The sequence below is a fragment of the Mucilaginibacter sp. CAU 1740 genome, assembly GCF_039839285.1.
In the GTDB taxonomy this organism is placed as follows: Bacteria; Bacteroidota; Bacteroidia; order Sphingobacteriales; family Sphingobacteriaceae; genus Mucilaginibacter.
On sequence record NZ_JBDOQS010000001.1, the window covers coordinates 726,099 to 751,418 of the forward strand.

General features: G+C 51.1%; 29 protein-coding genes. 14 read left to right on the forward strand and 15 right to left on the reverse strand.

Annotated features, from left to right (window positions below):
• The first annotated feature begins 9 nt into the window (after nt 1-9).
• The 7 genes from AAFN85_RS03330 to AAFN85_RS03360 all read left to right on the forward strand — a co-directional run bounded on the left by AAFN85_RS03330 (nt 10) and on the right by AAFN85_RS03360 (nt 6,675).
• Entirely contained in the window at nt 10-1,296 is a 1,287-nt protein-coding gene (locus AAFN85_RS03330) for a DUF4010 domain-containing protein (RefSeq protein WP_347525539.1), read from the forward strand.
• A gap of 46 nt (nt 1,297-1,342) precedes the next feature.
• Nucleotides 1,343-2,659: an alkaline phosphatase family protein gene (locus AAFN85_RS03335; protein WP_347525540.1), complete on the forward strand. Its 1,317-nt coding sequence runs from the start codon at nt 1,343-1,345 to the stop codon at nt 2,657-2,659.
• Nucleotides 2,643-3,656 carry a hypothetical protein gene (locus AAFN85_RS03340; protein WP_347525541.1) on the forward strand — a complete coding sequence of 338 codons (1,014 nt, stop codon included), beginning with the start codon at nt 2,643-2,645 and terminating at the stop codon, nt 3,654-3,656. The genes AAFN85_RS03335 and AAFN85_RS03340 overlap by 17 nt, the downstream gene beginning before the upstream one ends.
• On the forward strand, nt 3,554-4,411 hold the full coding sequence (locus AAFN85_RS03345; protein WP_347525542.1) for a cytochrome c peroxidase: 858 nt from the start codon (nt 3,554-3,556) through the stop codon (nt 4,409-4,411). The genes AAFN85_RS03340 and AAFN85_RS03345 overlap by 103 nt, the downstream gene beginning before the upstream one ends.
• A 622-nt stretch (nt 4,412-5,033) precedes the next feature.
• Entirely contained in the window at nt 5,034-5,204 is a 171-nt protein-coding gene (locus AAFN85_RS03350) for a hypothetical protein (RefSeq protein WP_347525543.1), read from the forward strand.
• A 92-nt stretch (nt 5,205-5,296) separates the two neighbouring features.
• Nucleotides 5,297-6,181 (forward strand): helix-turn-helix domain-containing protein, encoded by an 885-nt coding sequence (locus AAFN85_RS03355; protein WP_347525544.1) that lies wholly within the window; start codon nt 5,297-5,299, stop codon nt 6,179-6,181.
• Nucleotides 6,181-6,675, forward strand: coding sequence for a response regulator (locus AAFN85_RS03360; RefSeq protein WP_347525545.1), 495 nt, complete (start codon nt 6,181-6,183; stop codon nt 6,673-6,675). The genes AAFN85_RS03355 and AAFN85_RS03360 overlap by 1 nt, the downstream gene beginning before the upstream one ends.
• Here the strand turns inward: AAFN85_RS03360 and AAFN85_RS03365 are convergent.
• Nucleotides 6,650-7,750, reverse strand: a complete 1,101-nt coding sequence (locus AAFN85_RS03365; RefSeq protein ID WP_347525546.1) for a PAS domain-containing sensor histidine kinase — start codon at nt 7,748-7,750, stop codon at nt 6,650-6,652. The two genes, AAFN85_RS03360 and AAFN85_RS03365, sit on opposite strands and share 26 nt — an antisense overlap.
• Complete coding sequence (locus AAFN85_RS03370) at nt 7,747-8,298, reverse strand: plastocyanin/azurin family copper-binding protein (protein WP_347525547.1); 552 nt, start codon at nt 8,296-8,298, stop codon at nt 7,747-7,749. The genes AAFN85_RS03365 and AAFN85_RS03370 overlap by 4 nt, the downstream gene beginning before the upstream one ends.
• Nucleotides 8,299-8,424: 126 nt before the next feature.
• On the opposite strand from AAFN85_RS03370, the gene AAFN85_RS03375 reads away from it, so the two are divergent.
• Nucleotides 8,425-9,459 (forward strand): COX15/CtaA family protein, encoded by a 1,035-nt coding sequence (locus AAFN85_RS03375; RefSeq protein ID WP_347525548.1) that lies wholly within the window; start codon nt 8,425-8,427, stop codon nt 9,457-9,459.
• Between the two features lie 8 nt (nt 9,460-9,467).
• On the opposite strand, the gene AAFN85_RS03380 is transcribed toward AAFN85_RS03375, so the two are convergent.
• The 7 genes from AAFN85_RS03380 to AAFN85_RS03410 form a co-directional block, all read right to left on the reverse strand.
• Nucleotides 9,468-9,602, reverse strand: coding sequence for a hypothetical protein (locus AAFN85_RS03380; protein WP_347525549.1), 135 nt, complete (start codon nt 9,600-9,602; stop codon nt 9,468-9,470).
• A 71-nt stretch (nt 9,603-9,673) separates the two neighbouring features.
• The gene (locus AAFN85_RS03385; RefSeq protein WP_347525550.1) at nt 9,674-10,072 is read right to left on the reverse strand and encodes a DUF983 domain-containing protein; all 399 of its coding nucleotides are present in this window, start codon (nt 10,070-10,072) and stop codon (nt 9,674-9,676) included.
• Nucleotides 10,073-10,170: 98 nt separating this feature from the next.
• Nucleotides 10,171-11,193 (reverse strand): alcohol dehydrogenase AdhP, encoded by a 1,023-nt coding sequence (gene adhP, locus AAFN85_RS03390; RefSeq protein WP_347525551.1) that lies wholly within the window; start codon nt 11,191-11,193, stop codon nt 10,171-10,173.
• 36 nt (nt 11,194-11,229) lie between these two features.
• Nucleotides 11,230-11,841: a YceI family protein gene (locus AAFN85_RS03395; protein ID WP_347525552.1), complete on the reverse strand. Its 612-nt coding sequence runs from the start codon at nt 11,839-11,841 to the stop codon at nt 11,230-11,232.
• A gap of 13 nt (nt 11,842-11,854) precedes the next feature.
• On the reverse strand, nt 11,855-12,262 hold the full coding sequence (locus AAFN85_RS03400; protein WP_347525553.1) for a hypothetical protein: 408 nt from the start codon (nt 12,260-12,262) through the stop codon (nt 11,855-11,857).
• Nucleotides 12,263-12,273: 11 nt separating this feature from the next.
• A complete protein-coding gene (locus AAFN85_RS03405) occupies nt 12,274-13,620 on the reverse strand; it encodes a hypothetical protein (protein WP_347525554.1) in 1,347 nt (448 codons plus the stop codon).
• 2 nt (nt 13,621-13,622) lie between these two features.
• Nucleotides 13,623-14,213 (reverse strand): YceI family protein, encoded by a 591-nt coding sequence (locus AAFN85_RS03410; protein ID WP_347525555.1) that lies wholly within the window; start codon nt 14,211-14,213, stop codon nt 13,623-13,625.
• Between the two features lie 244 nt (nt 14,214-14,457).
• Here AAFN85_RS03410 and AAFN85_RS03415 point away from each other — a divergent pair, with 244 nt between their 5' ends.
• Together AAFN85_RS03415 and AAFN85_RS03420 are read left to right on the forward strand one after the other, a co-directional pair.
• The gene (locus AAFN85_RS03415) at nt 14,458-14,649 is read left to right on the forward strand and encodes a hypothetical protein (protein ID WP_347525556.1); all 192 of its coding nucleotides are present in this window, start codon (nt 14,458-14,460) and stop codon (nt 14,647-14,649) included.
• 87 nt (nt 14,650-14,736) lie between these two features.
• A complete protein-coding gene (locus tag AAFN85_RS03420) occupies nt 14,737-14,919 on the forward strand; it encodes a hypothetical protein (RefSeq protein ID WP_347525557.1) in 183 nt (60 codons plus the stop codon).
• Between the two features lie 119 nt (nt 14,920-15,038).
• On the opposite strand, the gene AAFN85_RS03425 is transcribed toward AAFN85_RS03420, so the two are convergent.
• Entirely contained in the window at nt 15,039-16,787 is a 1,749-nt protein-coding gene (locus tag AAFN85_RS03425; RefSeq protein ID WP_347525558.1) for an ABC transporter ATP-binding protein, read from the reverse strand.
• Nucleotides 16,788-16,934: 147 nt separating this feature from the next.
• On the opposite strand from AAFN85_RS03425, the gene AAFN85_RS03430 reads away from it, so the two are divergent.
• Nucleotides 16,935-18,041 carry a GAF domain-containing protein gene (locus AAFN85_RS03430; protein ID WP_347525559.1) on the forward strand — a complete coding sequence of 369 codons (1,107 nt, stop codon included), beginning with the start codon at nt 16,935-16,937 and terminating at the stop codon, nt 18,039-18,041.
• Nucleotides 18,042-18,071: 30 nt separating this feature from the next.
• Here the strand turns inward: AAFN85_RS03430 and AAFN85_RS03435 are convergent, their stop codons facing one another.
• Both AAFN85_RS03435 and AAFN85_RS03440 read right to left on the reverse strand, forming a co-directional pair.
• Nucleotides 18,072-18,422 carry a response regulator gene (locus AAFN85_RS03435; RefSeq protein ID WP_347525560.1) on the reverse strand — a complete coding sequence of 117 codons (351 nt, stop codon included), beginning with the start codon at nt 18,420-18,422 and terminating at the stop codon, nt 18,072-18,074.
• Between the two features lie 111 nt (nt 18,423-18,533).
• Entirely contained in the window at nt 18,534-20,954 is a 2,421-nt protein-coding gene (locus tag AAFN85_RS03440) for a TonB-dependent receptor (RefSeq protein ID WP_347525561.1), read from the reverse strand.
• Between the two features lie 207 nt (nt 20,955-21,161).
• On the opposite strand from AAFN85_RS03440, the gene AAFN85_RS03445 reads away from it, so the two are divergent.
• Together AAFN85_RS03445 and AAFN85_RS03450 are read left to right on the forward strand one after the other, a co-directional pair.
• Nucleotides 21,162-22,190 carry a sensor histidine kinase gene (locus AAFN85_RS03445; protein WP_347525562.1) on the forward strand — a complete coding sequence of 343 codons (1,029 nt, stop codon included), beginning with the start codon at nt 21,162-21,164 and terminating at the stop codon, nt 22,188-22,190.
• A gap of 28 nt (nt 22,191-22,218) precedes the next feature.
• On the forward strand, nt 22,219-22,911 hold the full coding sequence (locus tag AAFN85_RS03450; RefSeq protein WP_347525563.1) for a LytTR family DNA-binding domain-containing protein: 693 nt from the start codon (nt 22,219-22,221) through the stop codon (nt 22,909-22,911).
• Nucleotides 22,912-22,975: 64 nt separating this feature from the next.
• Here AAFN85_RS03450 and AAFN85_RS03455 read toward each other — a convergent pair whose 3' ends face one another.
• The 3 genes from AAFN85_RS03455 to AAFN85_RS03465 form a co-directional block, all read right to left on the reverse strand.
• Complete coding sequence (locus AAFN85_RS03455; RefSeq protein ID WP_347525564.1) at nt 22,976-23,272, reverse strand: hypothetical protein; 297 nt, start codon at nt 23,270-23,272, stop codon at nt 22,976-22,978.
• A 36-nt stretch (nt 23,273-23,308) separates the two neighbouring features.
• Entirely contained in the window at nt 23,309-23,779 is a 471-nt protein-coding gene (locus AAFN85_RS03460; protein ID WP_347525753.1) for an exodeoxyribonuclease VII large subunit, read from the reverse strand.
• Nucleotides 23,780-23,864: 85 nt separating this feature from the next.
• On the reverse strand, nt 23,865-24,146 hold the full coding sequence (locus AAFN85_RS03465) for a hypothetical protein (protein WP_347525565.1): 282 nt from the start codon (nt 24,144-24,146) through the stop codon (nt 23,865-23,867).
• A gap of 141 nt (nt 24,147-24,287) precedes the next feature.
• On the opposite strand from AAFN85_RS03465, the gene AAFN85_RS03470 reads away from it, so the two are divergent.
• Nucleotides 24,288-25,223: a toprim domain-containing protein gene (locus AAFN85_RS03470; RefSeq protein ID WP_347525566.1), complete on the forward strand. Its 936-nt coding sequence runs from the start codon at nt 24,288-24,290 to the stop codon at nt 25,221-25,223.
• Nucleotides 25,224-25,320 lie beyond the last annotated feature (97 nt).

Genomic DNA, 25,320 nt, shown 5'->3' on the forward strand with positions numbered 1-25,320 from the left:
CTTTTTTTTATGACCCCAGATTTCCTGAATACACCTGTTGGCCCCGTGGCCACAAAGATGGCTATTTCGATCGGTATCGGCATGCTGATCGGGATGGAACGTAAATGGTCCCACAAGGAAGCGGGCATTCGCACTTTTTCCATTGTTGTCTTGTTGGGTGCTTTAGCTGCCCAGGTGGGCATTGAACTGATCGTCGTGTCGATGGTCGGGGTATTCCTGCTTATTGCGGCGATGAATCTTCGCAGCATGCGCAAGGATGATGCGCTGGAAGTAACGACCTCCGCGGCATTGTTGGTGAGTTATGTTCTGGGGGTTCTCACCGGTCTGGGCCATATATTTACACCTGTGGCGGGCGCTATTGTTATGACGATGCTGCTGGCCATGAAGGAGGAACTGAACCGTTTTACCGGCGGCTTGCAGCTGACCGAGATACGAAGCGCCATTTTACTTGGGCTGATCGGCTTTGTGATATACCCCTTGATGCCCAACCGTTATGTTGACCACTGGAACCTTTTCAATCCGGCGGATGCCTGGATCAGCATCATCGCCATTGCCGGGATCGGCTTCCTGAATTATGTCTTATTAAGATTATACAGTTCCAAAGGCCTATACCTGGGCGCCGTGTTTGGCGGACTGGTCAACAGCACGGCCACTATTGCCGAGATGACCACGAGGGTGCAGCAGGCAGGCCGGGCTTCAAGGATCACCGTCCTGTCCAGTATCATCAATATTGCGATGTTCACCCGCAACATGATGATCGCAGCTATCTTCGTTCCCCTGTCCCTGACGGCTACCTTGCTGCCGCTGCTGGCAATGTCAGCCGTGGCCGCTTTATGGATCTGGCGGGACCTGGCACATGAAAGCCGGGAGGATAAAGCCGCAGGTACCCTTGATTTGGCGTCGCCCATCTCTTTAAAGAAACTGGCCTCGTTCGGCCTGCTTTTTATCTTGATACAGGTGGGTGGTATTTTATTAACACGCCTGTTCGGGGGAAATGGCATGCTCGCAACCGGCTTTCTCGGCGGTCTGGTCAGCAGCGCCAGCACCACGGCTGCGGCGGCAATGCTGGCCATGCACGGGCAGATATCGCCTTCGGTCGCCGGGAGCACGGCTATCCTCTCTTCGATGGCCAGCGCGATGATCGATTTCCCCATCATCTGGAGGAATATCAAAGACAAGCGCCTGGTCAGGACTTTTAGCTGGAAGCTGGCGAGCGTCCTGTTAACGGGTGTGCTGGCAGTTGGACTGGACTACACCTTCGGCCTTTCAGGTCAACTGATCCATGCCTTTAAGTAGCGCATACGATTTTAAACATTAAACAAATTATTAAACAACGCATTTTATGAAATCAATATCCCGATCATTTCTATTGCTTTTGGCCGTATGGGCAACGGGCGATCTACCAGCCACTGCACAGATCACCAAAGTCAAACACGTGGTGGTGATCTACATGGAAAACCACAGTTTTGATAATCTTTGGGGGCAGTTTCCCGGTGCTGAAGGTTTGGCCCAGGCCAAACCGGAGAATATCGTCCAACTGGATGCCAACAACCAGCCCTATAAAACCTTGCCGCCTATCCCGCACAGCACGGCCTTTCCGACCAACCTGCCGAACAATATCTTCAATGTTGACCAGTACGTAGCCGCCGATGTAGCAACGCCGGACGTCACGCACCGCTGGTATCAGGAACAAGCCCAGATCAACGGCGGCAAAATGAACAAGTTCGTGCTGCACAATTATACCCGCGGCTTGTCGATGGGTTATTACAAGACCAGCGAGCTGCCGCTTTATGAGCTGGCCCGGAAATACACGCTGTGCGACCATTTTTTTCACAGCGTGTTCGGCGGCTCCTTCCTGAACCACCAATGGCTGGTAGCGGCCGCTACCCCGGTGTTTCCGAACGCGCCGACCAATATCGTAGCCAAAGTGGATTCAGCCGGCAAGATGCTCACGGACGGTACGGTAACGCCGGACGGCTATGCAGTCAACACGGTCAATTCCGTGAACCTGCACCCTAAAGGCGAGAATGTGGCTAACCTCGTGCCGACGCAGCAGGGCCCGAATATTGGGGATCGCTTATCGGATAAAGGCGTTTCCTGGGCCTGGTATTCCGGTGGCTGGAACGATGCCGTTGCCGGTAAGCCCGACCCGACCTTTACTTATCACCACCAGCCGTTAGCTTATTACGCTCGTTATGCATTAGGGACAAAGGGCCGGAAAAAACACCTTAGGAATGAAACGGAATTTATCCGGGCAGCGAAAAAAGGCACACTGCCGGCCGTATCTTTTGTGAAGCCTATCGGTTTAGAGAACGAGCATCCCGGCGGTTCGACAATCAAGGGCGGCGAGAACCATGCGGTCGAACTGATCAATACGGTATTGAACGGGCCGAACGGCAAGGATGTGGTGATCATCCTGACCTACGATGAAAATGGTGGCTTCTGGGATCACGTGGCCCCACCGGTGATCGACAAATGGGGACCGGGTACGCGTATCCCGGCGCTGATCATCTCACCTTTTGCCAAAAAGGGTTTTGTGGATCATACCAGCTATGAGACGGTGAGCATCCTTTCCTTTATCGAGAAACGCTGGAAACTGAAACCATTGAACAAGCGTGATCAACATGCCGACCCCTTAAGCCATGCGTTCGAGTTTTAAAGTCATTGCCGGTGGTATATTGCTGGGCGGCATTTTGGCGCTACTGGCCCTGCGTGAGCCGGACACCCCGGCTACTGCGGTTAAAGCGCAGTTACTGCGGCAGTCGGACAGCCTGCAGACCATTATCCGGCAGCTGCAGACCGTGGCGCTTTCGCCGGCCAATTCGCTAAGGCTGCAACAACGCTTCCGTCAGGTGCGACTGGCCTATAAGCGGCTGGAATGGGCGGCGGCGTACTTTGATCCGCTGACCACCCGGCAGATCAACGGGCCGCCGGTACCGGAAGTGGAGTTCAGCGGTCAGGTCATCCAGCCGGACGGTTTGCAGGTCATTGAGGAAATGTTGTTTCCGCGGTTCAGCTTGCAGGATAAAGCGAAACTGGCGGCAGCACTCCCGCGGCTGGCGATCAATGCCGAGGCGTTCGGGCAGCAATTTGCAAAAATGGAATTGCAAGACTGGCAGGTCCTCGACGCGGCCAAACAGGAGCTGTTCCGCGTGGAGATCCTTGGGCTGAATGATTTTGATGACCCTTTGCTGCGGAACTGCTTTCGGGAATCGGCGGCAGCTACGGCAAGTGTAGCGCAGGTCATCGGGCAATACGATTCTGCGATCCATTTCGCCGAGGCGATCGCTTACCTGAGACGGCCGGTTTCATTTGACGGCTTTGACCGGGCGACCTTCATCAAAATTATGCGGACCCGCTTACGCGCGGGATCACGCAATTGCAGCATCGTCTGCAACTGCCGGATATCCGGTATAACCGATTGCTTAATCAGGATGCCGCGACACTGTTCGAGCCGGGTGCCTTTAACCGTAATGCTTATACGGATGCGCCTGGAGATTCGGCTACTACGGATAAGATCGTACTGGGCAAGCGGCTGTTCTGTGACCCGGTATTGTCAGGTAGTGGCCGGCGGAGCTGCGCTTCCTGTCACCAGCCGGATAGGGCCTTTTCTGATGGCTTGGTCAAGAACCTGGATGTCCTGGGTAAGAAGATGATCTCCCGGAATACGCCTACGCTGATTGGTGCGGCCTTTCAGCCGGCACAGTTCTACGACCTGCGGGCAGCCTCTCTGGAAGACCAGGCAGTGGACGTCATGCAGAACAAAGATGAAATGCATGGTGACATGCAGGTCGCCATCGGTAAATTGTGGCGGGATCAATCGTACCGGGAGCTATTTGCGCGGGCCTATTACCAAAAGGGCCGTGCCGCGATTGATACCTTCGAGGTGATGAATGCGCTGGCCAGTTATGTGCGCAGTTTGACGGCGCTGAACAGCCGGTTTGACGAATATATGCAGGGAAAAAGTTCGGCGTTAACTAAAGAAGAAATCGCAGGCTTCAACCTGTTTATGGGAAAAGCGAAATGTTCAACCTGTCATTACCTGCCCTTATTTAACGGGGCGCTGCCGCCGCGCTACATGCAAATGGAAGCGGAGGTGATCGGTGTGCCTGAGCGGAAGAATCGCAAACGCATCGACCCCGACCGCGGCCTATACGTGCTACAGCCGTATGCCTTTAATGATCATGCCTTCAAGATCACCTCCGTTCGCAACGGGGCAAGGACGGCACCGTATATGCACAACGGGGTGTTCCAAACCTTGGAAGAGGTCATCGATTTCTACGACAAAGGCGGTGGTGCAGGTCTGGGTATCCGCCTGCCAAACCAGACTTTGCCTTCGGATCAATTGCATCTTACAGCCAAAGAAAAGCATGAATTGGTCGCCTTTATCAAAAGCCTGGACAGTCATTAGCAGTTATTAATTTTTTAATTTTGCGGCATGCTCGAACCCTTCACTTCCTGCCGCACAAACGGCTCCGATCCCGCGATGAGGCCAGGGACTGGCTGCAAGCCAGCCCCCCGCGCCGCCCGAAAAGTCCTGAAGCGGTCCGGGTTTATCCAGTCCGGCCTTTTCGACCATCTTAAGGATATATACCGGATCAATGAACAGTAATGCCTGGCCCGGCTTTGGAAATGTGGCTAAAAACGATATACGAGCTTGGCCGAAAGGACCACCTCAGTCCGCGGGAGATCGCCGCTCAATTGCAGGTTTCTGAAAAGACCGTCCAAATCAGCTTAGCCTCGTCATTGAAGCCCTGAATTCAAACTTGGCATCCTCCAGCTTACCGGCATTTTAAGCTCGGCCGAGATGATCGCCGAGCTGTTAAAAAAATGGTAGTTTTTTGCTGAAGACGATAACCGGGCATCATCAGCCAGACAAATACCGGCAGCAATTACTGCATTTCGAAAAACAGACCATATGCTGACCTTTTGCTTGTCAGCCGCGATGATATTGAGCAGGAATGTGACTGACATCACCATCCCGGCTGCGGCCGGTCAGTCCGATAATGAGGAGCCTGCCGTACGCTTGTGGTATGAAAAATCAGATTGATATCGTAGCAAAAATAGAAAACCTGGTCCTTCCTATGTATTATGATCATCCGGATAAATGGCTGTCAGTTGTAAAAAGGGCTGCAGCCGATGTCATGCCGGTTTTTGAGTCAGGCAGAACAGCAGGGAGTATGAAAAAAACTATATACCCATAACGATTAAATTATAACGTTCCCGGATCGCCTCATTACACCGGCTGTGGATATGCGGGATTTCGGTTGTATCTTCGCTAATAGTGCCATCACCAATGAAGGAAAAAAAATTAATACCATTAAGCTCTATCCAGCAAACAGTGGCCGGAACGGGCGAACATTGGTATGCCGCAGATTACTATATTGCCCGGGACGAACCGCTTAGCGGCGGAATGACTCCGTTCCGGCCGGATTACTATTCTTTATTCATTTGCATAGCAGGTTGGCTAAAAGGAAAGGTCAACTATAATACCATAGAACTGGTCCCTTACTGCCTGACCGCAGCTTCCCCGGGCACGCAGGTCGAGCTGACGGAGGTAAGTCCAAATTGCAAAGGCCGGTACTTGTTTTTCACCCGGGATTTTCTACTGGCGAATCATATCAGCCCGTCCTTATTGGACGCATTTCACTATTTGAGTGAACAGGTCGGATTCTCTGTCCGGTTAACTGAAAAAGAAGTGGCGATCTTGCTCCAGCTCTATGAGATCCTCCTGGAAAAACGAACGGAAGATAATTCCGTTTACCATGCAGAGATCATCCGAACACTTTTTTTCACTTTTCTTTATGAAGCGGCAGCTATCTACAAAAAAAATGCCCGTGATATTCCCCATAGTATCAGCCGGTACAAGGCCCTGCATCATCAATTCAGTGAATTGCTGGTGAAGCATGACAAACAGGAACACCACCTGAAATTCTATGCGGACGCTCTTTTCATTACCCCGAAATACCTGATCCATGCGATCAGGAACGCTTGCGGCAAAACACCAGGCGCGCTGATCGACGAGGCGATCATTGCAGAGGCAAAGCTGCTTTTGCGTGACAGCAATCTGCTTATCGCAGATATCGCGGCAGCATTGCGATTTAGTGATCAGGCGGCTTTCAGTAAATTCTTTAAAAAGCACACGAGGGAATCACCATCCACCTTCAGAAATCAGCTGTAATGTTAAGCGGCGGTCTGTCTTCAGAACAAATTTTGCTGAATTATGGACAAACGAACTGTCGGGCAAATTTTGTTTTTTTGGCTATTCATACCTTGAAGCCGGCCCACGAAATGCAAAAAACGATCCTGCTGATTGAAGACAACGAAGACATCCGGGAAAATACTGCGGAACTGCTTGATCTGGAAGGATACCGGGTGATCACTGCCGATAATGGCCTGGAAGGCATCCGGCAGGCGCAAGCGAAACTGCCTGACCTGGTTATCTGCGATGTGCTCATGCGAGAAACCGATGGGTATACGGTCTTCCGCACCCTGCTGGAAGACACCAGCACCCGGGATATCCCCTTCATTTTTGTTACCGCCAAATCAGAAACAGCTGACCGTGCGATCGCCAGGGCTATCGGCAACTGTGAATACCTGGTCAAGCCCTTCGACGAAAAGGAGCTGTTTGACTGTATCAGCCGGCTGCTTAGCGGACCGGAAAGCTTAAGGTGAATAGGGTACCCCGGTGCTCTTCACTTTGAAAGCGGATACTACCGTTCATCAGTTCGGTATAGCGCCGGACGATACTCAGGCCAAGGCCGGTCCCCTGGATATCCATAACATTGTGCGCCCGGAAAAACGGTTCGAACAGGCCTGCCTGGTCCGCTAAAGGGATACCCAGGCCCTGATCAGCGATATCGATCTCGCAATGGGGGCCGGAAAAACGGGTGGTCAGCCTGACCGGCAAATTTTCAGGCGAATATTTGATCGCATTACTTAGTAAATTTAACAGGCAATGCCGCAGCAGTTTTTTATCCGTCACCAGGCAAGTCTGTTCTCCTTCATGATCATACACCATCTCTTGCCCCGGTTTGGCCTGGAGCTTCATTTCACTCACCAGCCCGCGGCAAAATAAGGGCAGGTCGACCTGCTCATATACAGGCGCTATGCTGCCGCTGTTCATCTTTTCCAGGCAAAGGAAATCTTCAAGGATCTCTGTCAATGCGCCCACTGCCAGCCGGATCTTATGCAGGTGCCGGAATACCTGATCGCGGTCGAGCCGGTCGTAATAACGCTCAACGAGAGCTGCGGACAACTGGATACTGCTTAACGGGGTCCGGAACTCATGGGAAGCCAATGATACAAAGCGCGTTTTTAACTGATTGACCTCTTTTTCCTTGTCCAGGGAAAGCTGCATCTCCGCTTTGGCCTGCTGCAGGGCATCTACGGCACTTGCCAAAAAGCCGACCCGGTCCTCAGCTTGCTCCTCCTGAAGCCGGATCGTGCAGACAAATAGCTCCTGCTGCGCCAGCGACAAGGTACTCAGTGTCACCACGAAAGCAGGCAGGCCCGGCCTTGGCAAGACTACTGCCTGAGATCGGTGTTTCAGCGTTTCATCGCAGGGAGGTTCGGGATGATAGCCGATCAAAGCCCATAGCGACTGACCATACAGGTCATCAGCGCGGTAATGCAATAACCCGCAGACCGTCTCATCGGCAGACAGGATATGCCCGTCCTTCCCGGCTATCAAAATGCCTTGCTGAACCGGCCGCGCGGACCTGCTGCTCCTGCTTTGATCCATCATCATTCCGCTACGATCTTGCCCCGCATACTGCCGTAATGACCCGGGAAGGTACAGATGAAATCATAATAACCTTTGTACTTAATGACGAAGCTGATCCGGGCGCTTTCTCCCGGGCCGACCAGCGGGGTATGTGCGATCACAGAATCTTTCATCGCAGCGGGAACATAATCCTGGTCGCGATATTTCAGTCCTTCGCTGGCAAATTTGGTAATATCCGTCCCTGTTCTCAGCAGCGTAAAATTGTGGCCCATGGAATTCTTCGGCATTTTACCGATGTTGGTCAGTTTAAGGCTTACCTGCTGACCGGCTTTGACCTTGAATAAGGTATCGCTGTACTGCATCCGGTCATTGGCCGTGAGTTCGATCTGGTTATTCACGGGTGTCGATTCAATTGCGGGGTTGTTCTGTGTCGCGATTGCGGTCGGTTTGTCCGTTGATTTGGCTAAACGGCCGGTGTCAGCTGTTGAGCCCCGGGTGCTTTTGTCGCCGCTCCCTGTACAGGAGGCTAATAAGCCAACAGCAGCGAGCAAAGTAATGACTACATATTTCATATCAATTTTTTAAACAAAATTGGGAGATCGTGCACCAGGAAAAAATGATAAAAGTCAGGCCGTGACATGATGCAATGACGCTTTTTGATCCCATGATCCGGTGATCTTTGCATTTTATTGATATCTATGGGCAAACCGGTTAACAAATGGCTGACCCGCTGGCTGGCAGTGGGAGTTCTGTTAGTATTGGTCCAGATCATTCTGGGCGGCATTACCCGGCTGACGGGGTCCGGACTGTCCATCACCGAATGGCAGCCCTTGCTGGGTGCCCTGCCGCCAATGAACGAGCGCTCATGGCGCCTCAGTTTTGAACAGTATCAGCAGATCGCTCAGTTCAAAAAGCTCAATACCGGCTTTACACTGGCGGACTACCAGCATATCTTTTTTTGGGAATGGCTGCACCGCGAATGGGCCAGGCTTATGGCCATTGTTTTTGTTGTACCCTTTGCCATTTTTCTGTTTAATCGCCTGATTCCGAAGTCAATGGTCTGGCCGCTCATTATTCTTTTCGCTTTGGGCGGCCTGCAGGGAGCCATAGGTTGGATCATGGTTCAAAGCGGACTCAACGATACGGATGTCCGCGTTGATCATATCCGGCTGGCCATCCATTTCTCCTGTGCTTTATTGCTTTTATGCTACTTATTCTGGCTGGTCATGAAAGCAATCGTTCCCTGCCAGTTATACTGCAGCAGAACGAATCGGCTTTTATCGGTCATTCTGATCTTATTAGGTTTACAGCTGATCTATGGCGCATTCATGGCGGGGACACATGCTGCTTTAAGTGCGCCTACCTGGCCCGACATGAATGGTGCCTTGATCCCGCCAAACCCGTTTCGGGGCGGGCACGTCATCTACCGCCTGACACATGACCTCATTGTTATCCAGGTGGTCCATCGCAGCCTTGCCTACCTCATTACTGTACTGATCCTGTTGCGGAGCTTTTTCGTTAAAAACTCCGCCTTGCGCTGGACGCCGCTGGCACTGGTCAGTGCCCAGGTTTGCCTGGGAGTTTTGTCCCTAACCCATGGAATGTTCCATTCAGGTCTATATTTTGGCCTATTGCACCAGTTAACGGGTATCCTGCTGCTGCTATCGCTGGTTGCCGCGCTTTATCTGCAAAAGAGCAAGCCAGGGGCTGAACCCCGTTTCGGTGATCGCTAAAGCTTTTCTTATTTTTTAAAAATACTGATGATCACAATCCCAGCGATGATGCCGATCACCATGACCACATATAGCAAGATCTCATTTCCGGCGAACTTTTTATATTTCGTCCAGAATGAATAATCATTTTTTTCTTTTTTCATTAGCGCAAATTTAAGCTAATATCCGTTGAGTCCCGGTTTGATCCGGATAATTTCTCCGGTTTACGGTACGCTTATTTAATTTCAGCTACGTCCAGTTCGGGATGATAATGAACTTTTGGTGACAGCCAGTAGAGCAGGGCGACGCGGGAATATCGGAAATTCAGCGGTGACAATAGCACCAATCCGCCCAGGATCGTGGCGAGATACAGCCAGGGCGAGTCGTTGTTCCCGGTGATCATGTACGTCGATACCCATATAAAGCCGCCTTCAGCGACATTCATGGCATAGCTGACATACATGGCTGCATAAAAATAACCCGGCTCTATTTCAAAGATCATCCGGCAATGGGGGCAATTCAGGTTGATGCCATTGGAGCCGAGATGGTATAAGCCGCCTTCGAACATGTTCCCCCTGCGGCAGCGCGGGCATTTGGCATGGCGCATAGCCCATGATCTTGCTGTTTTTGACATGCGGTTGAGTTAGAATTACAGTCCTTATCACAGGCAGGAGATTTCCGGCACTATGCTTTGCTCAGCTCCCAGGAACCTGCTATAGGGATCACTATTTGCTACTGCGGTTTGGCGATCTCCAGCACCATGCGGCCACTGATATCGCCTTTTTTCATATCGTCGAAAACCGTATTGATATCTTCCAGCTTAGCCGGTTTGACCGTGGCTTTCACCTTGCCTTCCACCGCAAAGGATATGGCTTCATCCATGTCCTTGCGGGTGCCCACGATCGAGCCCCGGATCGTTGTCCCATTGATCACGGTGTCAAAAATGGACAGATCGAAAGTTCCCGCGGGCAAGCCGTTCAGCGACAGCACCCCTTTTCGGCGGAGCGTGCTCAAGCCCTGGTTAAAGGCGATCCTGGACGGAGCGGTCACCAGGGTGCCATGCATGCCGCCGGTTTGCTTTTTCAGCAAGGCGCCCGGATCATTTTCTTTGGCATTCACGGTAAGATCGGCACCCAGGCTTTTAGCCAGCGCCAGTTTATCATCAGCAATGTCGATCGCCGCCACGTGCAAGCCCATCGCCTTGGCATACTGCACGGCCAGGTGGCCTAAACCGCCGATGCCGGAAATGGCCACCCATTCTCCGGGTTTGGCGTCCGTTTGCTTTAAGCCTTTATACACCGTCACGCCGGCGCAAATGATCGGCGCCATCTCCGTAAAATTGATATTTCCCGGAAAATGCGCCACATACCTTGCGTCTGCCACCAGGTATTCGGCGAAGCCGCCATCTACGCTGTAACCACCGTTCTGCTGCTGTTCGCAAAGCGTTTCCCAGCCGGTATAACAGTAATCACAACAGCCGCAAGCGCTGTACAGCCAGGGCACGCCCACCACGTCGCCCTCTTTGAGATGCTGAACGCCGGGTCCGATGGCGGCCACGTAGCCGATGGCTTCATGACCAGGCACCAGTGGCATCTTGGGTTTAGCCGGCCAGTCGCCCTGGCAGGCATGCAGGTCCGTATGGCATACGCCGCAGGCGATGACCTTGACCAGGATCTCATTCTCGCGCGGTTCTCTGACCGCCAGTTCTTCGATCTGCAGCGGTTGGCCGAATCCATGGATCACGGCTGCTTTCATTGTTTTGGGTATCATCTATTTTTGCTTAAGTTTTTACTATAATTCTTTCATATTCAATTGAAAATCTACGCTCAGCGCATCTCTTGTTTTGATCATGCCCCCCAGCTTGGTCGGTGGTATGAGGTTAAAGTCCGAAAAATTAACTACCCTTGTTCCGCGGAGGTGGACGATCTGCTGCGCGTCTTGGCTCAGCTGGTAAGCCACCTCGAAACGTTTGCTGATGCCGGCAATTTCAATATCGACCAGGCCTGTGATCTCCGCAGGTGCCGCGGTCATCACCGGCAGCCGGCTTAAGGATAAAAACCGGATATAAAGCACCGGAAATTGTTTTTCCTTCAATGTTTCCCGGAGCTGACGGGTCATGGGGGAAATATGGCAATCAAAACTGCTGACCGGTAACTTGATCCGCCCGGATAAGACGACCGCTTGTTCAGCACTTCCGGTAACGGTCAGGGTATCCTGCAAGGGACAAGAAGGTATCACGCAGGTGAATTTGTTCACATTGGTGCTGCCGTTCACGCTGAGATTGCTGGTCTGGCTCACTACCCATCTTTTTATTACCGCATTCATCCCCTTATTTGTTTTTAGGGTAAAGCCGCTGATGGTCAGCAGCAGTAAGATCCCGGACAGGCTATTTTTAAACTGCATGGCGTTTGATCGATCAGGGGTTAACTTTAGCAAAGACCAGCCCCGCAATGATCGCTTGCGCCAGCCCGTAGAAAAACCAGCTGCCCACCATCACCAGGGTAATATCCAGCGAGCTGAAAGAGATCCACATCACGGGCAAGAGTGCGGTCAGGGAATAAACCAGCCCGAACTCCAGCCCTCTCAATACCACCGGTCCTTTGAATAAAGTTTTAAACCGGTCCCAAAACCAGGATAAGGCAAAGCTGATGATGAACGCGTGCAGGTAAAATAAGACATCCCTGCTGCCATCGGAATTAAACAAGGGGTTATTATAAGTGACGAACAGCCCCGGGAAAAACTTTACCCCAAGGTAAAGTCCCCCATAGCTGATCACGAATAGGATGCAGCCGGCGATCAGCGCGGTGGTAATGATCTTCTTCATGCAACAGCTTGTTAAAAACCGATAGAGGCTTCCAGCATCACGCCGTTGAACTTGCCGCCGTTCAGGATATTGTTTGCCGGGTAATCCAGGTATTTCTGGTTCATATACTCTGCCTTCATCATGACGTTTTTGGTCAGGAACCAGCCGAAAGAACCGGCCTCGCGGTTAGCCTTCACATCGCCGGTGCCGGCCAGCGCCATGCTGACGGTATTGTAACGGAAGCCGACCCAAAAGTTTTCCTTATCCGCAGGGAAACGGTAGACCAGGTCACCGGCATATTGGTTAGCCCGGCGGCCATCGGTTTCGGCAGCCGTACGGCCGGTGACATGCTCCGCTGTACCAAAGAACTCCAGGCCGCGGTATTTCAGGAACAGGTTGCCCATAAAAGCATGGATCTCGTTGCTGAAGCCGGGGCTCAGCCTGCCGGAGGTAAAATTATAATCGACCGCGTCATCCAGCGTGGTCGCTGCTGCAACAGCCGCATTTTCCATCACATTATAATAATGGGATCCGGTACGGTCGCCGCTCATCAGCGTATTGCTGTAACAGCTGCTGACGGTATAGGCGGAGCCAGAGATCCTGAACCGAAGATCTTTATTGATCTGCTTGTCAAAGCCCAGCTTACCTACGAACGCCGGTTCATATCGAAGTGGCTGACCCGTTTTTACGTCTATTTTGGTGGATTTGACCACGGTCTCGTTCAGCAGGCCGTCGGTGATACCGCCCATCGCAAACAATCCCGATTTGTGGAAGTAATAGAACTGGGCGCCGAGTTCGGTCGAGAACTCATCCATAATGTAATTCTCGATGAAGGGGTTATAGATCGTGTTACCGCCATCGGTTCGCCTGAAATGCTGATCACCATAATCCACATCGTTCTGGCCGATCCGGATGGTCACGCTTTTCATGATCTCGTCTATTAAGTCGCTATGTAAAAACGTTAATTTATCGAACTGGATATAACCACCCTTTACCCAGGTATTCTCATGGTGACGGGATGCCAAATACTGTGTCAGGTTCATGCGCACACCATCGGCCAGCTGGATATCCAGGTTCAGGTTGGCCATGGGTAAAGTAAAGCCGTGTGTCAGCGGCTGCAGGCTGGTCACGCTGCTGGAATAGCCTGCCGGAATGTAGGGTACCGCCGTATTGCTTTGCTTCAGCGCCTGGAAGGTCAGCTCAAAATTGCCGCCCACCTTGACTTTCAGGCCGGTAAATTTTACCGTATCCTGTTTGCTGGTCTCGAATTGGTTAATTCCACGCTGATCGTTAGGGCGATAGTACTGGATCGTTTCCTGTGCTTTAACGGCGAAAGAGAAAAGCGTAATTGCACATAATGTTACGTATAGTTTTTTCATAATTATTTTTTATAAATAAGGTTGAACTGGATGGTGAGGTCATTATGGACTTTCATAGCGCCCAGCATAAAGGTTGGCGGCTTAATGCCATAGTCGGTGAGCTGAATGTTTTTAGATCCACTGCAGGTAATGGCATTATCTGCGCTGCTAACTGCTGTTACATCCACACTCACCGGCTTCGTCGCACCGGCGATGGTCAGCTCACCTTTGGCTTTGATCTGGTAAGTGTTATTCTCGCCAGGAACCACTTCGGCTGAGGTCAGCTTAAAACTGATGTCCGGATATTTTTTGGCATTCACCGCGGTGTAGGTGCGGTCGTCCATCGAAGTGTGCTCGCTTTTCAGGCTGGTCACCGACAAGCGTAAACTTAAGGCTGGCAGGCTATGACCCGGCAGATCGAATTGTCCCTGGCTCTCCACTGCATTGGAGATCATCGTCCAGTCATGGACATTGGAAGTGCCCAAAACTTTAATCGTGCTGCCGGCGGCCAGCTTATAGGTGGCTTGTGCTTTAACCAATTGTGGAAGGGGTAAAAAAAATGCGGCTGCCATTATCAGGAGGATCATCGCAGCTCGCTTGTCTGTCTTTTTCATATCTCTTGATTTGTTGCCCAAAAGTAGGGTTGATAGCGGGCACGGGGAATGACAGTTATTGGGTCAAAATGTGATCTGGATCACGTTATACCTTGAGAAAAGGCCAAAAAAAGCCTGTCATCCCAGGGAGACAGGCTTGATGGTTCCTTTATAGGAAGACCCCGCGCTAAGAGGGGTTTATTCTGAACCGGGAAAGATCAGCAGTGGCTTGCAGGGCCTTAGCAGCATTAGCGTAGCTGATGGTATGATAATTTACCTGGGTAGGGATCTGATCAAAGAAAGCTTCGAATCCGGGTCGGCCCCCGATGAACAGCTACAGCAAGGCATGCTGGCTGCGGGGCTGCCGCCCGAACTGGCGGGCCTGATCACCAAAATGGGACAAGGCGTAAGGCAAGGGCTGATCAACCGCGATTTTTTGCAAAGGGCGCCCAGGTGACCGGCAGCATCACATTGCCGGATTTTAAGGCGGCGTTTAAGGCTGCTTATGTTCATTAAATGATTCTATTACCTGAGCGAGGACGAAATGAATGCTCTCGGATATGACTTCCCGGGTAACAGCAACGCTTACTATCTGCCCGGGCAGCTTTTTTTCAAGCAAGCGCTCGAAACCTTCAAAACCGATGAAGCACTGTTTCCTAACAGCTGGAATGCCTATAACAGCTGTGCCGGGCACTTCTGTCCGATGGCCAGAAAGCGGAAGCCATAAGGTGTACCAAAGATCCGTGGCGCTGGCCCCCAAAAACAAAAATGGTAAAAAAGTACTACAACAGCTTTTGAATCAACCTTGACCAGGACATCAGTTCCAAGGGCACTGAAGGCGAACATCTAAGTCGCCCGCCTTTCGCCGATCTGCTGCCGCCAGAGGGCATAGTATAAGCCTTTGCCGGTCAGCAGGGTTTCATGCGAGCCGGCTTCGGCGATCTTGCCCTTTTCCAGCACATAGATGGTATCGGCATGCATGATGGTGGACAGGCGGTGCGCGATGAGGATGGTCATTTGCTCGCGGCTGCTTGAAACCTCGCGAATGGTCTGGGTGATCTCTTCCTCGGTCAGCGAATCGAGGGCCGAGGTGGCCTCGTCGAAGATGAGCAGGCGCGGTTGCCTGAGCAGGGCGCGGGCGATCGAGATGCGCTGTTTCTCCCCGCCGGAAAGTTTCATACCGTTCTCGCCCAGCATGGTGTTCAGGCCTTTTCCGGCTTTTTCGATCAGCTTAGTGGCGGAGGCTTTCCGCAGGGCTTCCATAAGCTCTGCGTCTGTCGCGCCGGGCTTGACGAAGAGCAGGTTGTCGCGGATCGTACCCGCGTATAACTGCGTGTCCTGCGTCACGAAACCGATCTGCCGTCGTAATGGATTGTAGCGGATGGCTTTGGAGGATACCCCGTTGAAGCAGATCTTGCCGCTGACGGGGATATACAAACCGACCAGTAGCTTGACCAGCGTAGACTTTCCTGAGCCGGATGGCCCGACAAATGCGATGGTCTGCCCGCGTTTGATGTCGAAGGATATCCCATCCATCGCGTTGTAGCCTGCTGTGCGGTGGCGGAACACCACGTCCTCGAAACGGAGTTCCGACAGTTCGCCGATCTCGGTCGGCTCTTCGGGCCTGCGCTCGATCGGCCGGTGCATCAGCACATCGAAGCTTTTAAAAGAGGCGTCTGCTTCCCGGTAAAGAATGATCAGGTTACCCAGGTCCTGAAGTGGCGTGAATATAGCGGTAGAAATAAACTGCATGGCGATCAGCTCACCGGTGCTCAGTACTTTTCGAAAGATCAGCCACAGGAGTATGAACAGGATCGACTGCTTGAGGAGGTTCAGCATATTGCCCTGCAGGAAAGAAAGGGAGGCTACTTTCCTGGCTTTGTACATTTCCAGGTCAAAGATGGTTTGGGTCTGTGCGTTGAGCCGCCTGATCTCGGCGAAGGTCAGGCCCAGGCTTTTGACCAGTTCGATATTCCGCAAACTCTCCGTGATGATACCGGCCTGCGCATCGGTCTGCCGGTTGATCGAGCGCTGCACGGTCTTGATCCGCTTGGACAGCAGGCCGGTCAGCGAGCCCAGTACGATAATGCCAACAAAGAACACCGGCACCAGCAGCCAGTTCTTGCTCAGGCTGTAATAGATCAGGAAGGCCACGCCCACCATCGAGGAGAAAAGCACGGTCACAAAGGCATTGATAAAACGCTCGGCATCGGTCTTGACCTTCTGCAGGACAGAAAGCGTCGTACCGCTCCTGCTTTCCTCGTACTCCTGGAAGGACAGGCGCAGGGTTTGCTTCAGCCCGTCATTGAAAACCTGCATCCCGAAACGCGCTACGGTTTTGCGCGTCATATATTCCTGCAGAGACTTTAGGCCTTTGGAAATGATGGCGATCCCCAAAGCGATCAGCAACCAATATACGATCCCGTGTATCAGTTCATTTTCGGGCAAATGATCCTTATTCGTCGCGAACCGGTCGATGATATGCCCGAAGATCACCGGGTCCAGCAAAGCCAGCAGTTGCGCAACCGCGGCCAGCAGCAGGGACAGGATGATCAGGTTGCGGTAGGGTTTTAAATAGTTCCAGAACAACTCCATTGTTAAATAAACAGTCCTGAGCAATATTGTTTGCATGCCACGGGCATGGCCGCCACCGGTTCTATACTTTTTTCAGACCTGAAATAAAAACCAAATCGTTCCCGTTCACGTAAACAAGTTCGCCCAGGTAGATGTATGGGTCCGTGAATGCCATTAAAAGAGTTAGAAAGAATAGCTGCGGTCAACCGCTTTTTGAAACTGGAGATCAGCAAGGAAAAAGAGTTACAGGAGATTGTTGCCTTGGCGGCGCAGATATGTGATACCCCGACCGCGCTGATCACCCTGATCGACGCCGACACCCAGCATATTAAATTCAAAACCGGGTTTGCCTTAAGCAAAACTTCCCGCAAAGAAGCTTTTTGCGATCATGTGGTCCGGCAGCAGGAAACGCTCATCGTCAGCGACGCCAGTCAGGATAGCCGTTTTGCAGGAAATCCCCTGGTGCTGAACGGGCCAAGGATCCGTTTTTACGCAGGCGTACCGCTGTTGACCGGGGATGGACAAGCCCTCGGCAGCTTATGTGTCATTGACCAAAAGCCGAGGGAGCTCAGTGTCCTGCAGGTCCAAATGCTGCAGGGGCTGTCCAAACAGGTGATCCAGCTGCTGGAGTTCGATACCAGTTTAAAAGTCCTTAAAGAACAATACGTGGCGGCCAGGAATGCCGAGATCAAACTACGCTCATTTTTTGAAAGTGAAACGTCCTGCCACTTGCTCATCGGAAAAAACATGGAGATCCTCGCCTATAATAAGGCCCTGGAAGCCTTTGTATGGAACATGTACCAGGTGAAAATCCTGCCGGAAATGAAAGTGACCGATTATATCAATAAGGCTTACACGGCTGATTTTCTCGCCAATTATCAGCTTGCCTTGAGTGGCCAGCCCGTAAAACTGGAAAGAAGGCTTGATTATCCCGATAGAACGATCTGGTGGTATTTCAGCTTTGACCCGGCCCGGAACGATGATGGTACCATCATCGGTGTATCCTACAATGCCACTGATGTCACGCAGCTCATGCTGGAGCGGCAAAAGAGCGCGGACCAGCAAAATTTCCTCAACGCGATCGCCTGGTCACAGTCCCACGAGCTGCGTCGCCCGGTGGCCTCGGTCATGGGCCTGATGAATGTGATCAAAGAAGCGGATTATCAGGCCGAAAAAGAAGAGCTTTTGCTGATGGAAAACGCGATCGGGGAACTGGATCAGCGCGTCCGACACATCATCGCCCTGGCAGAAGGGAAAGGTTATACCGGCAGGTAAGGAATATTACCGAGGGTTGCCGCACAAAATTCAGATCAGTTCTTTTATTTTAAGCAATAATTCATCCAGCCCAAAAGGCTTGCGGAGACTGGCGTTGACCTCCGCCAGATCAGAGAACTTACTAAGCACAGGGCTGCCTGATATCAATAACTGCGGGACCGCTCTGGTGACCGAATCAGCATGCAACAGGATACAAATGATATGACCGCTGACCGAAGGCAGGCGCTCATCGATGATGAACAGGTCTGCTTCGAGCGTCGCTAATTCTTCCACACTGGTTAAAGCCGGATAAGAAGTAACGCGATAACCCGCCTCCGTTAAGAATTGAGCAACCAACTGCTGTAAGGCTTCGTTATCCTCGATCAGGACAATGTGTTTCATCAGCCTAATTTAGCGAAAAATGCGGTAACCTGTTGACAGCGGATGGATTAATAAATTGTTATACTTTAATTCAGGCGGTGACCCTGCGGTTAACGTTTGTATCCTTCCAAACTAGTTTCTTCTTTGTTCATCAGCCGATCCGGATGAGCGTTTACGGACATCGAAATCGGCGCTACCGAAATTATAAGTGAAATTCAGGCGGATGTTCCGGCTGTCATACTGGCTCCGGTTATCAAAATGCACATTTCCGTAATCCGTCCGGCTCCGCTGGATCCCTGTAAAGAACACATCGTTAAGGCTTAAAGACAGGGTAGCCTTATTTTTTAGCAGTTTGGTACCACCGCTTAGGGAGGTAGTGGTCATCGGTAAAGTAATATTATTTCCGTAGGTGACCCTGGTACTGGCAAAAGTGTACACATTCAACCACCAGTTGTTGGGGAGCTCCAGCTGGTTATCGAGATAAGCCTGACCGGTGAACTGGGTTACGGTGACCGGCGAGCCCGCATAATCAAAGTGATAACGGCTGTATCTGAGTGTCCCGCTATAATTGATGTCCAGCCGGTTAAAGAAGCGGTTATTATAACCGAAATTAAAACCGCTGTTCCGCCCTGTGCTTAAATTCGCCTTTAAGCGCGATGTTATCTTGGTTTGATCATCGACCAGCGCCAGGTCGGTGATCACATCTTTACTTTCGCTATACGTTAAGGAAAAACTGAGCTTATTGTTCAGCATATTGATACCCAGCCGGTAGTTATCCGTCAACGCAGGCCGTAAATTGGGATTGCCCTGAAAAACAGTGTAAGCGCTTTCAACGATGACAAAGGGATTCAGATAGCTGTAAGTGGGCCTGCCGATACGCCGCGAATAAGACGCTGACAAGGAACTGCTGCTGAGTTTGTACCCTGCGACCAGATTCGGGAAAAGGTTCAGGTATCGCTGGTCCGACACATTAGCTAAGGTGACCGATGTGCCTTGCGTGGTGGTGTGCTCCGCACGTAAACCCAATTGGACCGTCAGTTTATTCCAGGTCTGTTTGGTACTGATATAAGCAGCCAGAACGGTTTCCTCATACAGAAAATCATTGCTGCCGTTATCCCGGAGGGTATTCCCCAGCGATCCGCTTTCGGAAAAGAAGCGGTTGGCTACATTGACGTGACCGGCTTTGATACCACCCTCCAGATTCCCGTTGTGAAGCTTCTGCGTATAATCGGCCTTATAGCTATAAATATGGGTTTGCGTGTTACCCGATTGAACGATCCGCTGCTGCGGAAAAAGCAGCTGCTGCCCGCTGTCTTCAAGCCTCAACCCAAGCAGGTTGAAGGTCTGGTAATCGAATATGCCCGCATCCCCGTCCATGTTGATCTCTTGCTGCCTGGCGGAGTCAAGCCTGAGCTTATAGTTGATGTTCAGGTTCAGTCCTTTGCTGCTGCGGGAGTTGCGGTTATCGGAATAGCGTGTTGAATCGGGACCCGGGGCCGCCAAAGCGAGTATACCCGTTTCCGAATTTCTTGACGGCTCGCTACTGCTCTGATAGCCGGTGACCAGTAGCCCGAGCACATCTGTTTTATTTAAATAATGGTCCCAGCCCAAACGCATGTTCTGGTCGCGGTAAGGCGAACGGTACCTCATAGAATCCGACAAGCGCTGCCCGGACGCGCCCAGATAAGTATTGGTCTGGATCTCCTGGGATTGCGTGCCCAGTCCGTAAGCATAACTGCCGTACCAATAGTTATTGCCATTGCGGTAGTTCAGTCCGGCCGAAGCGTTATTGCCGGAAAGATATTTCCAGCCATGACCGCCGGTCAGGCTGACATAGGCATTATAACCCGGCCTTATGCGCTTGAGGGAACGGATGTTAATGATCCCCCCGTCTCCCTGGGCATCATATTTAGCGAACGGACTATGGATCACTTCGATCTGACTGATAGCAGCAGCGGGCATATTACGAAGCAGTGCCATCAATTCGTTTCCGCTCAGGCGGGTCAGCTTGCCGTCAAGGGAAACGGTCACCGCCTTTCCCTCCAGCATGACGGTATTATCATTCAGGATGGCAACACCGGGTAATTTTTTGAGCACATCGGTCGCATTGATCCCGGCCTTGCTGTCGCCGTCCACATGGGCGATCAGCCGGTCGAACTGTTGTTCAAGAAAAGGCTTTTTCGATCTGATGACCACCTCTTCCAGCTGCCGGTCCTGCGGGACAAGTATGATCGTCAGGCTATCCTGTGCCCAGGTGCTGATCTTATAGGAAATATATCCAACGTGGCTGACATAAACGTACTGATCTTTTAGCACGGCCTGAATATGGAAGCTCCCGTCAGCACCCGTTTGCCGGCTGTGTTCAAGCTTTCCGGTAGCGGTTTGGTAAACACTGACGGTCGCACCAGCCAGTGGCTGACCGGGTGCCAGCATGACTTTTCCCGCGACCATACTGGTAGCTTGCCCGGTCGAGATCAAGGGCGTGATAGATAAAAGGGCGACGATCCAAACGGTGATGCATCGGTACATATTGTTAGCAGATCCTGGTTTCATGGCTATGAAAGTACCCTCTCAAAGATCAGTTGAGCTACAGAATCTTTGAACCGGCTTATTCGGGTGGCAGATCACCGTTTTTCGCCTGCAACTGATCCGCAGACGAAAATTGCCGGCTGGCAGAGGAAATATCCTTCCTGACAGGTTTTATGCGCTCTGTTGCTTCAGATCACGTAGTTTTGATTTATGAGGCCGAGATACATCCAGTTGACCATTTACTTCGTGCTGTTCTATGCATTCACGGATTTTAACTGGCAGCTGGGCAATTACCTCGGCGGGAACGGCTTATATGTGTTCTGGAGCAACTGGCGGGGCGTTAGGTCACATCTCAGCACGGTGCTCTCATTTATTATTTACAATCAGATCAGCTACCAGCTGTTTTTCCAGTTCTTTTACAGGCGACAGCGGCGCGTGTTAGCCGTCCTGCTATACCTGCTGGCCGCTTTACCTGTCATGATCGGTTGCCGTTATCTCATTCAGGAGGTGATCGCTTATCACCTTTGGGGTTCCCATAACTATTCGGCGGCTATGCGTCAGCCGGCAAGATACTTTATGGATAATATCTACTTTGCCGTGTATTACAGCGGCTTCGGAGTGGTGTTCTTCTTTATCCAGTTCTCCGCCTATGCGCAGAAGTGCCAAAGCGAACTGCTCGTCCAAAACCGGAACGCAGAATTATCCTTTCTCCGTTCCCAGATCAATCCACATTTTTTGTTCAACAGTCTCAACAACGTTTATACACTGGTCTACCAGGCCTCTGAGAAGGCTTTGCCGTCGATCGGCAAGCTCTCGGAGTTGCTCAGGTATATGCTCTATGAAAAGGAAGAGTTCGTGCCGTTGCTGAAAGAACTGCAATATCTGCGCAACTTTATCGATCTCCAGTTGATGCGCTACGATTTCGAGCCGGCTATCAAAGTGGAACTGGACGCTTCCGGCGATCAGGCGCTAAAGATCGCGCCTTTAACGCTGATCCCTTTTGTAGAGAACGCATTTAAGCATGGGGATCTGAGGGACCCAAACCATCCTTTACTCATCCGGCTTTACTTTATTGACAACGAAATGAATTTCCTGGTGATGAACAAGGTCAGCAGTACCAATAAAGACCAAACCGGCGGTATCGGCCTGGAAAATGTCAGTAAACGTCTGTCACTTATTTACGGTGGCGCACATCACCTGAACATCGATGATGACGGCAGATTATTTTCTGTAAAATTAACCCTCAGCCTGCATGAATGATCACCCTAACGCTATTAACTGTATCATCGTGGACGATGAACCGCTCGCACTGTCATTGCTAAGCGATTATGTGGCCAGGGTCCCCGGACTGAACCTGGTGACCGCGACATCAGATCCGTTCTCCGCTTTGCAACTGGTCAGGAGCCAGGCCATCGATCTGATCTTTCTGGACATGCAAATGCCGGAATTCACCGGTATGCAGTTCCTGAGAACCTTGCAGCAACGCGTCATGGTGATCGTTACAACCGCATACAGTGAATATGCGCTGGAAGGTTATGAGCATCATATCGTCGATTATCTACTCAAGCCGATCATGCTTGATCGTTTTATGATCGCCATCGAGCGGGCGCAGCAACGGTTCGGCATCCCTCAGCTGGCCGATCTGAAACTAACGCCGACAGGTAATGAAAGGCCGGGTTTTATATTCGTAAAAACAGACTATAAGATCATTAAGGTCGATCTGGCTGATATCTATTACCTGGAAGGCGCAAGGGATTATGTGATCATTCATACCCGCGACGACAAGATCCTGACCGCGCAGAGCATGAAGGAACTCGCAGAACTTTTACCCGCCGGCCAATTCATCCGCATTCACCGGTCTTATCTGGTCAATTTGAGTAAAGTTGATCATATTGAAAAGAATCGTGTTGCTATGATGGGGCAAATGCTTCCGGTCAGTGAGTCTTATAAAAACGACTTACTGAAGATCGTAAAAGGCTAAGGCAACACCGTCAGACACTTTTTGAGTGACCATCTCGATGAAATAGCCATGAAATGACCGTTATTTAGCTATATAAAAAATGTTCAACTAAAAGTTTCCATTCCTCAGCCAACGACACAACCGGACGCAGCTTTCCCGCCTTTCGGTACCAGTAATCCGCGTTGCCTGAATCTCCCTCCTTGCGGTGCAGATAAGCATGTACCCATGCCGCCCCCTGATCGTCAAGGTGATCGACCAACCCATGGGCCCTTTGCCAGTTGTTTTTAGCATCATACCACAGGCTCGCGAGCTGAGGGCTGAGCTCGCCAGGCGGGAGGCTGCTTTCCAGGGATTCCTTAAATTCGCTGAACGTTTTCATCATGTTAATGGCCTTTGATCAGATAACCCAAAAGTAGCCCTAAATAACAGCAATGAGCACAACGATCCAATTCAGCTTACCCTTTTTTTCCAGCACCAGCATCCGCTGCTCGTAAACCTGCTGCTTTTCCTGCTGCACCGAGATCATCCCGCTGATCCTTTCTTCGTAAACTTTCTGCAGGTCCGCCTTGCTCTGCTTCTCATTATCGATTTCCTTCTGGTAAGCGGCCGTCAATTGTTTCTTCACCGACTCTACCAGCTGCGCCCGCGAATGCTGCAATTCTGCTACCGTTTCGTTATACGACTCGTTCAGAAACTGCCCGAACGCCGTTGACATAATGAACGCTTTGTCCGCCACTTTTTGCAGCAAGGTCGCATCTTCTTTATGCCCGATAGCAGTCACGAAAAGCGCCGATAAATTGATCGCGGCTTCTGCAATCACCGGCTTGTTAAAGATCGTCAAATTTTCCTCGCCGCCACGGGAAACGACAATGGTATCATCGGGCTGTATTCAATTGTGCCAAACAAAAACATAAAATTTCGTTTAGGAATATCCGGGTAAGCGGCCCGGCGCCGGGCCGCACTCTGAAGGATTTTTATTGGGCGATCAAGCCCTTCATTTTTTCATTCAGGTCTTTCAGTCCTGCTTTTTTCAGACATTCGTCAACAAAGTTCCTGAGCTCTTCCGCATCTTCGCCAGGTATGAAATTCAACAACTCCTGTTTATCAGCTCCGTTACCCAATCCAGCTTCGACTACACTGTTTAACAACAAAACCGTCTTCCGGCTGAGCTTAAAGTCGAGTTTTACCGCTTCGGTCATTCCCGGACTACATAATAAAGTTTCATAAACGGTCCCTATCATACTTTTCGTTGCCATGCGTATTTGATTTTTTGGATTTAACAATAGCTCAAAGGTCGGTAGTTGAGCTGAAACGATCCTACCCAATATTTGGGGTGGATAGGTGAATGCGGTTGGGCTGTTTTACTTTTGCTCTTGTCACAGGAAAAGGAAAGTGAGATGGATAAAGTGGATAGACTGTTTAAGCTGGCTCAGGTGCGCCAAATGGACCTGGCCTTGCTGCTGGAAAAATTGGGGCATGAGCCAACAGCACGCAAGAAAAATGATACGGATTGGTGGTATTTGTCGCCTTTACGACATGAACGGACGGCGAGTTTTCATATCGACCGCGTGAACAACGGATGGTACGATTTTGGGCTGGCTGTGGGTGGTAATCCGGTAGATTTTCTATTGCGCTATTACGATTGCTCGGTGGCCGAAATGCTGGTTCGCTTGAATGATAATTTTGGTGAGCAGCGGGTGCCGGCTTTTGAGCCGGGATTGCGGTCTGAAGGGCCGAGCGACAAGGATCGTTTAGTGATCCAATTCGTCAAATCTTTATATGCCTATCCCCTCAAAAATTATTTGCATGAACGATCTATTCCTGTTGCTGTCGCAGACAATTATTGCAAGGAAGTCGTGTATGAAATAGGCGGTGGCAGGTACTACGGATTGGGCTTTGCCAATGATATGGGGGGCTGGGAGATCCGCAACAAAAATTACAAGCAAAGCGCCTCACCCAAAGACATTACGACCTTTCGTTTTGGATCAGACAGGGTACAGGTATTTGAGGGTTTTATGGACTTTCTATCCTATCAGACTTTGCATCCTTATGAGGAACCGGGCAATACGGATTTTGTGGTACTGAATGGTGCCGGAATGTTCGACCGGGCGCTGCCCTTTTTGCAGAGGCACCAGCAGGTCGGGCTTTGGCTGGACAGGGATGTCACGGGCCAGGCTTTTACAAAATACGCGTTGTCGCTGGGCAGCAATTTTGTGGACCGGAGCGTTTACTATGAGAAATTTAAGGATTTGAACGAGTGGCTGATGCATAAGGGCGAAGTGCCGAAACAAGTGCGGCAATTGGCCAGGGGTAAATATTTGTCTGTTAAGTGATCTTGCCATTTTTCGTTTTTTCTCCTCACCGGGAGAATGCGTGAGATCGCCCGTTTTGCGATCGGCAAGATGTACCATTGTCTGACAACAATGGAAG

Bases quoted from the DNA above. Each gene is read 5' to 3' on its own strand.
- AAFN85_RS03435 (WP_347525560.1), bottom strand. From the start codon at position 18,422: ATGAAACACATTGTCCTGATCGAGGATAACGAAGCCTTACAGCAGTTG.
- AAFN85_RS03465 (WP_347525565.1), bottom strand. From the start codon at position 24,146: ATGGCAACGAAAAGTATGATAGGGACCGTTTATGAAACTTTATTATGT.
- AAFN85_RS03440 (WP_347525561.1), bottom strand. From the start codon at position 20,954: ATGAAACCAGGATCTGCTAACAATATGTACCGATGCATCACCGTTTGG.
- AAFN85_RS03405 (WP_347525554.1), bottom strand. From the start codon at position 13,620: ATGAAAAAACTATACGTAACATTATGTGCAATTACGCTTTTCTCTTTC.
- AAFN85_RS03410 (WP_347525555.1), bottom strand. From the start codon at position 14,213: ATGAAAAAGACAGACAAGCGAGCTGCGATGATCCTCCTGATAATGGCA.
- adhP (WP_347525551.1), bottom strand. From the start codon at position 11,193: ATGAAAGCAGCCGTGATCCATGGATTCGGCCAACCGCTGCAGATCGAA.
- AAFN85_RS03395 (WP_347525552.1), bottom strand. From the start codon at position 11,841: ATGCAGTTTAAAAATAGCCTGTCCGGGATCTTACTGCTGCTGACCATC.
- AAFN85_RS03425 (WP_347525558.1), bottom strand. From the start codon at position 16,787: ATGGAGTTGTTCTGGAACTATTTAAAACCCTACCGCAACCTGATCATC.
- AAFN85_RS03380 (WP_347525549.1), bottom strand. From the start codon at position 9,602: ATGAAAAAAGAAAAAAATGATTATTCATTCTGGACGAAATATAAAAAG.
- AAFN85_RS03355 (WP_347525544.1), top strand. From the start codon at position 5,297: ATGAAGGAAAAAAAATTAATACCATTAAGCTCTATCCAGCAAACAGTG.
- AAFN85_RS03385 (WP_347525550.1), bottom strand. From the start codon at position 10,072: ATGTCAAAAACAGCAAGATCATGGGCTATGCGCCATGCCAAATGCCCG.
- AAFN85_RS03455 (WP_347525564.1), bottom strand. From the start codon at position 23,272: ATGATGAAAACGTTCAGCGAATTTAAGGAATCCCTGGAAAGCAGCCTC.
- AAFN85_RS03470 (WP_347525566.1), top strand. From the start codon at position 24,288: ATGGATAAAGTGGATAGACTGTTTAAGCTGGCTCAGGTGCGCCAAATG.
- AAFN85_RS03335 (WP_347525540.1), top strand. From the start codon at position 1,343: ATGAAATCAATATCCCGATCATTTCTATTGCTTTTGGCCGTATGGGCA.
- AAFN85_RS03350 (WP_347525543.1), top strand. From the start codon at position 5,034: ATGAAAAATCAGATTGATATCGTAGCAAAAATAGAAAACCTGGTCCTT.
- AAFN85_RS03330 (WP_347525539.1), top strand. From the start codon at position 10: ATGACCCCAGATTTCCTGAATACACCTGTTGGCCCCGTGGCCACAAAG.
- AAFN85_RS03340 (WP_347525541.1), top strand. From the start codon at position 2,643: ATGCGTTCGAGTTTTAAAGTCATTGCCGGTGGTATATTGCTGGGCGGC.
- AAFN85_RS03420 (WP_347525557.1), top strand. From the start codon at position 14,737: ATGAATGCTCTCGGATATGACTTCCCGGGTAACAGCAACGCTTACTAT.
- AAFN85_RS03400 (WP_347525553.1), bottom strand. From the start codon at position 12,262: ATGAAGAAGATCATTACCACCGCGCTGATCGCCGGCTGCATCCTATTC.
- AAFN85_RS03360 (WP_347525545.1), top strand. From the start codon at position 6,181: ATGTTAAGCGGCGGTCTGTCTTCAGAACAAATTTTGCTGAATTATGGA.
- AAFN85_RS03415 (WP_347525556.1), top strand. From the start codon at position 14,458: ATGATAATTTACCTGGGTAGGGATCTGATCAAAGAAAGCTTCGAATCC.
- AAFN85_RS03375 (WP_347525548.1), top strand. From the start codon at position 8,425: ATGGGCAAACCGGTTAACAAATGGCTGACCCGCTGGCTGGCAGTGGGA.
- AAFN85_RS03430 (WP_347525559.1), top strand. From the start codon at position 16,935: ATGCCATTAAAAGAGTTAGAAAGAATAGCTGCGGTCAACCGCTTTTTG.
- AAFN85_RS03365 (WP_347525546.1), bottom strand. From the start codon at position 7,750: ATGATGATGGATCAAAGCAGGAGCAGCAGGTCCGCGCGGCCGGTTCAG.
- AAFN85_RS03370 (WP_347525547.1), bottom strand. From the start codon at position 8,298: ATGAAATATGTAGTCATTACTTTGCTCGCTGCTGTTGGCTTATTAGCC.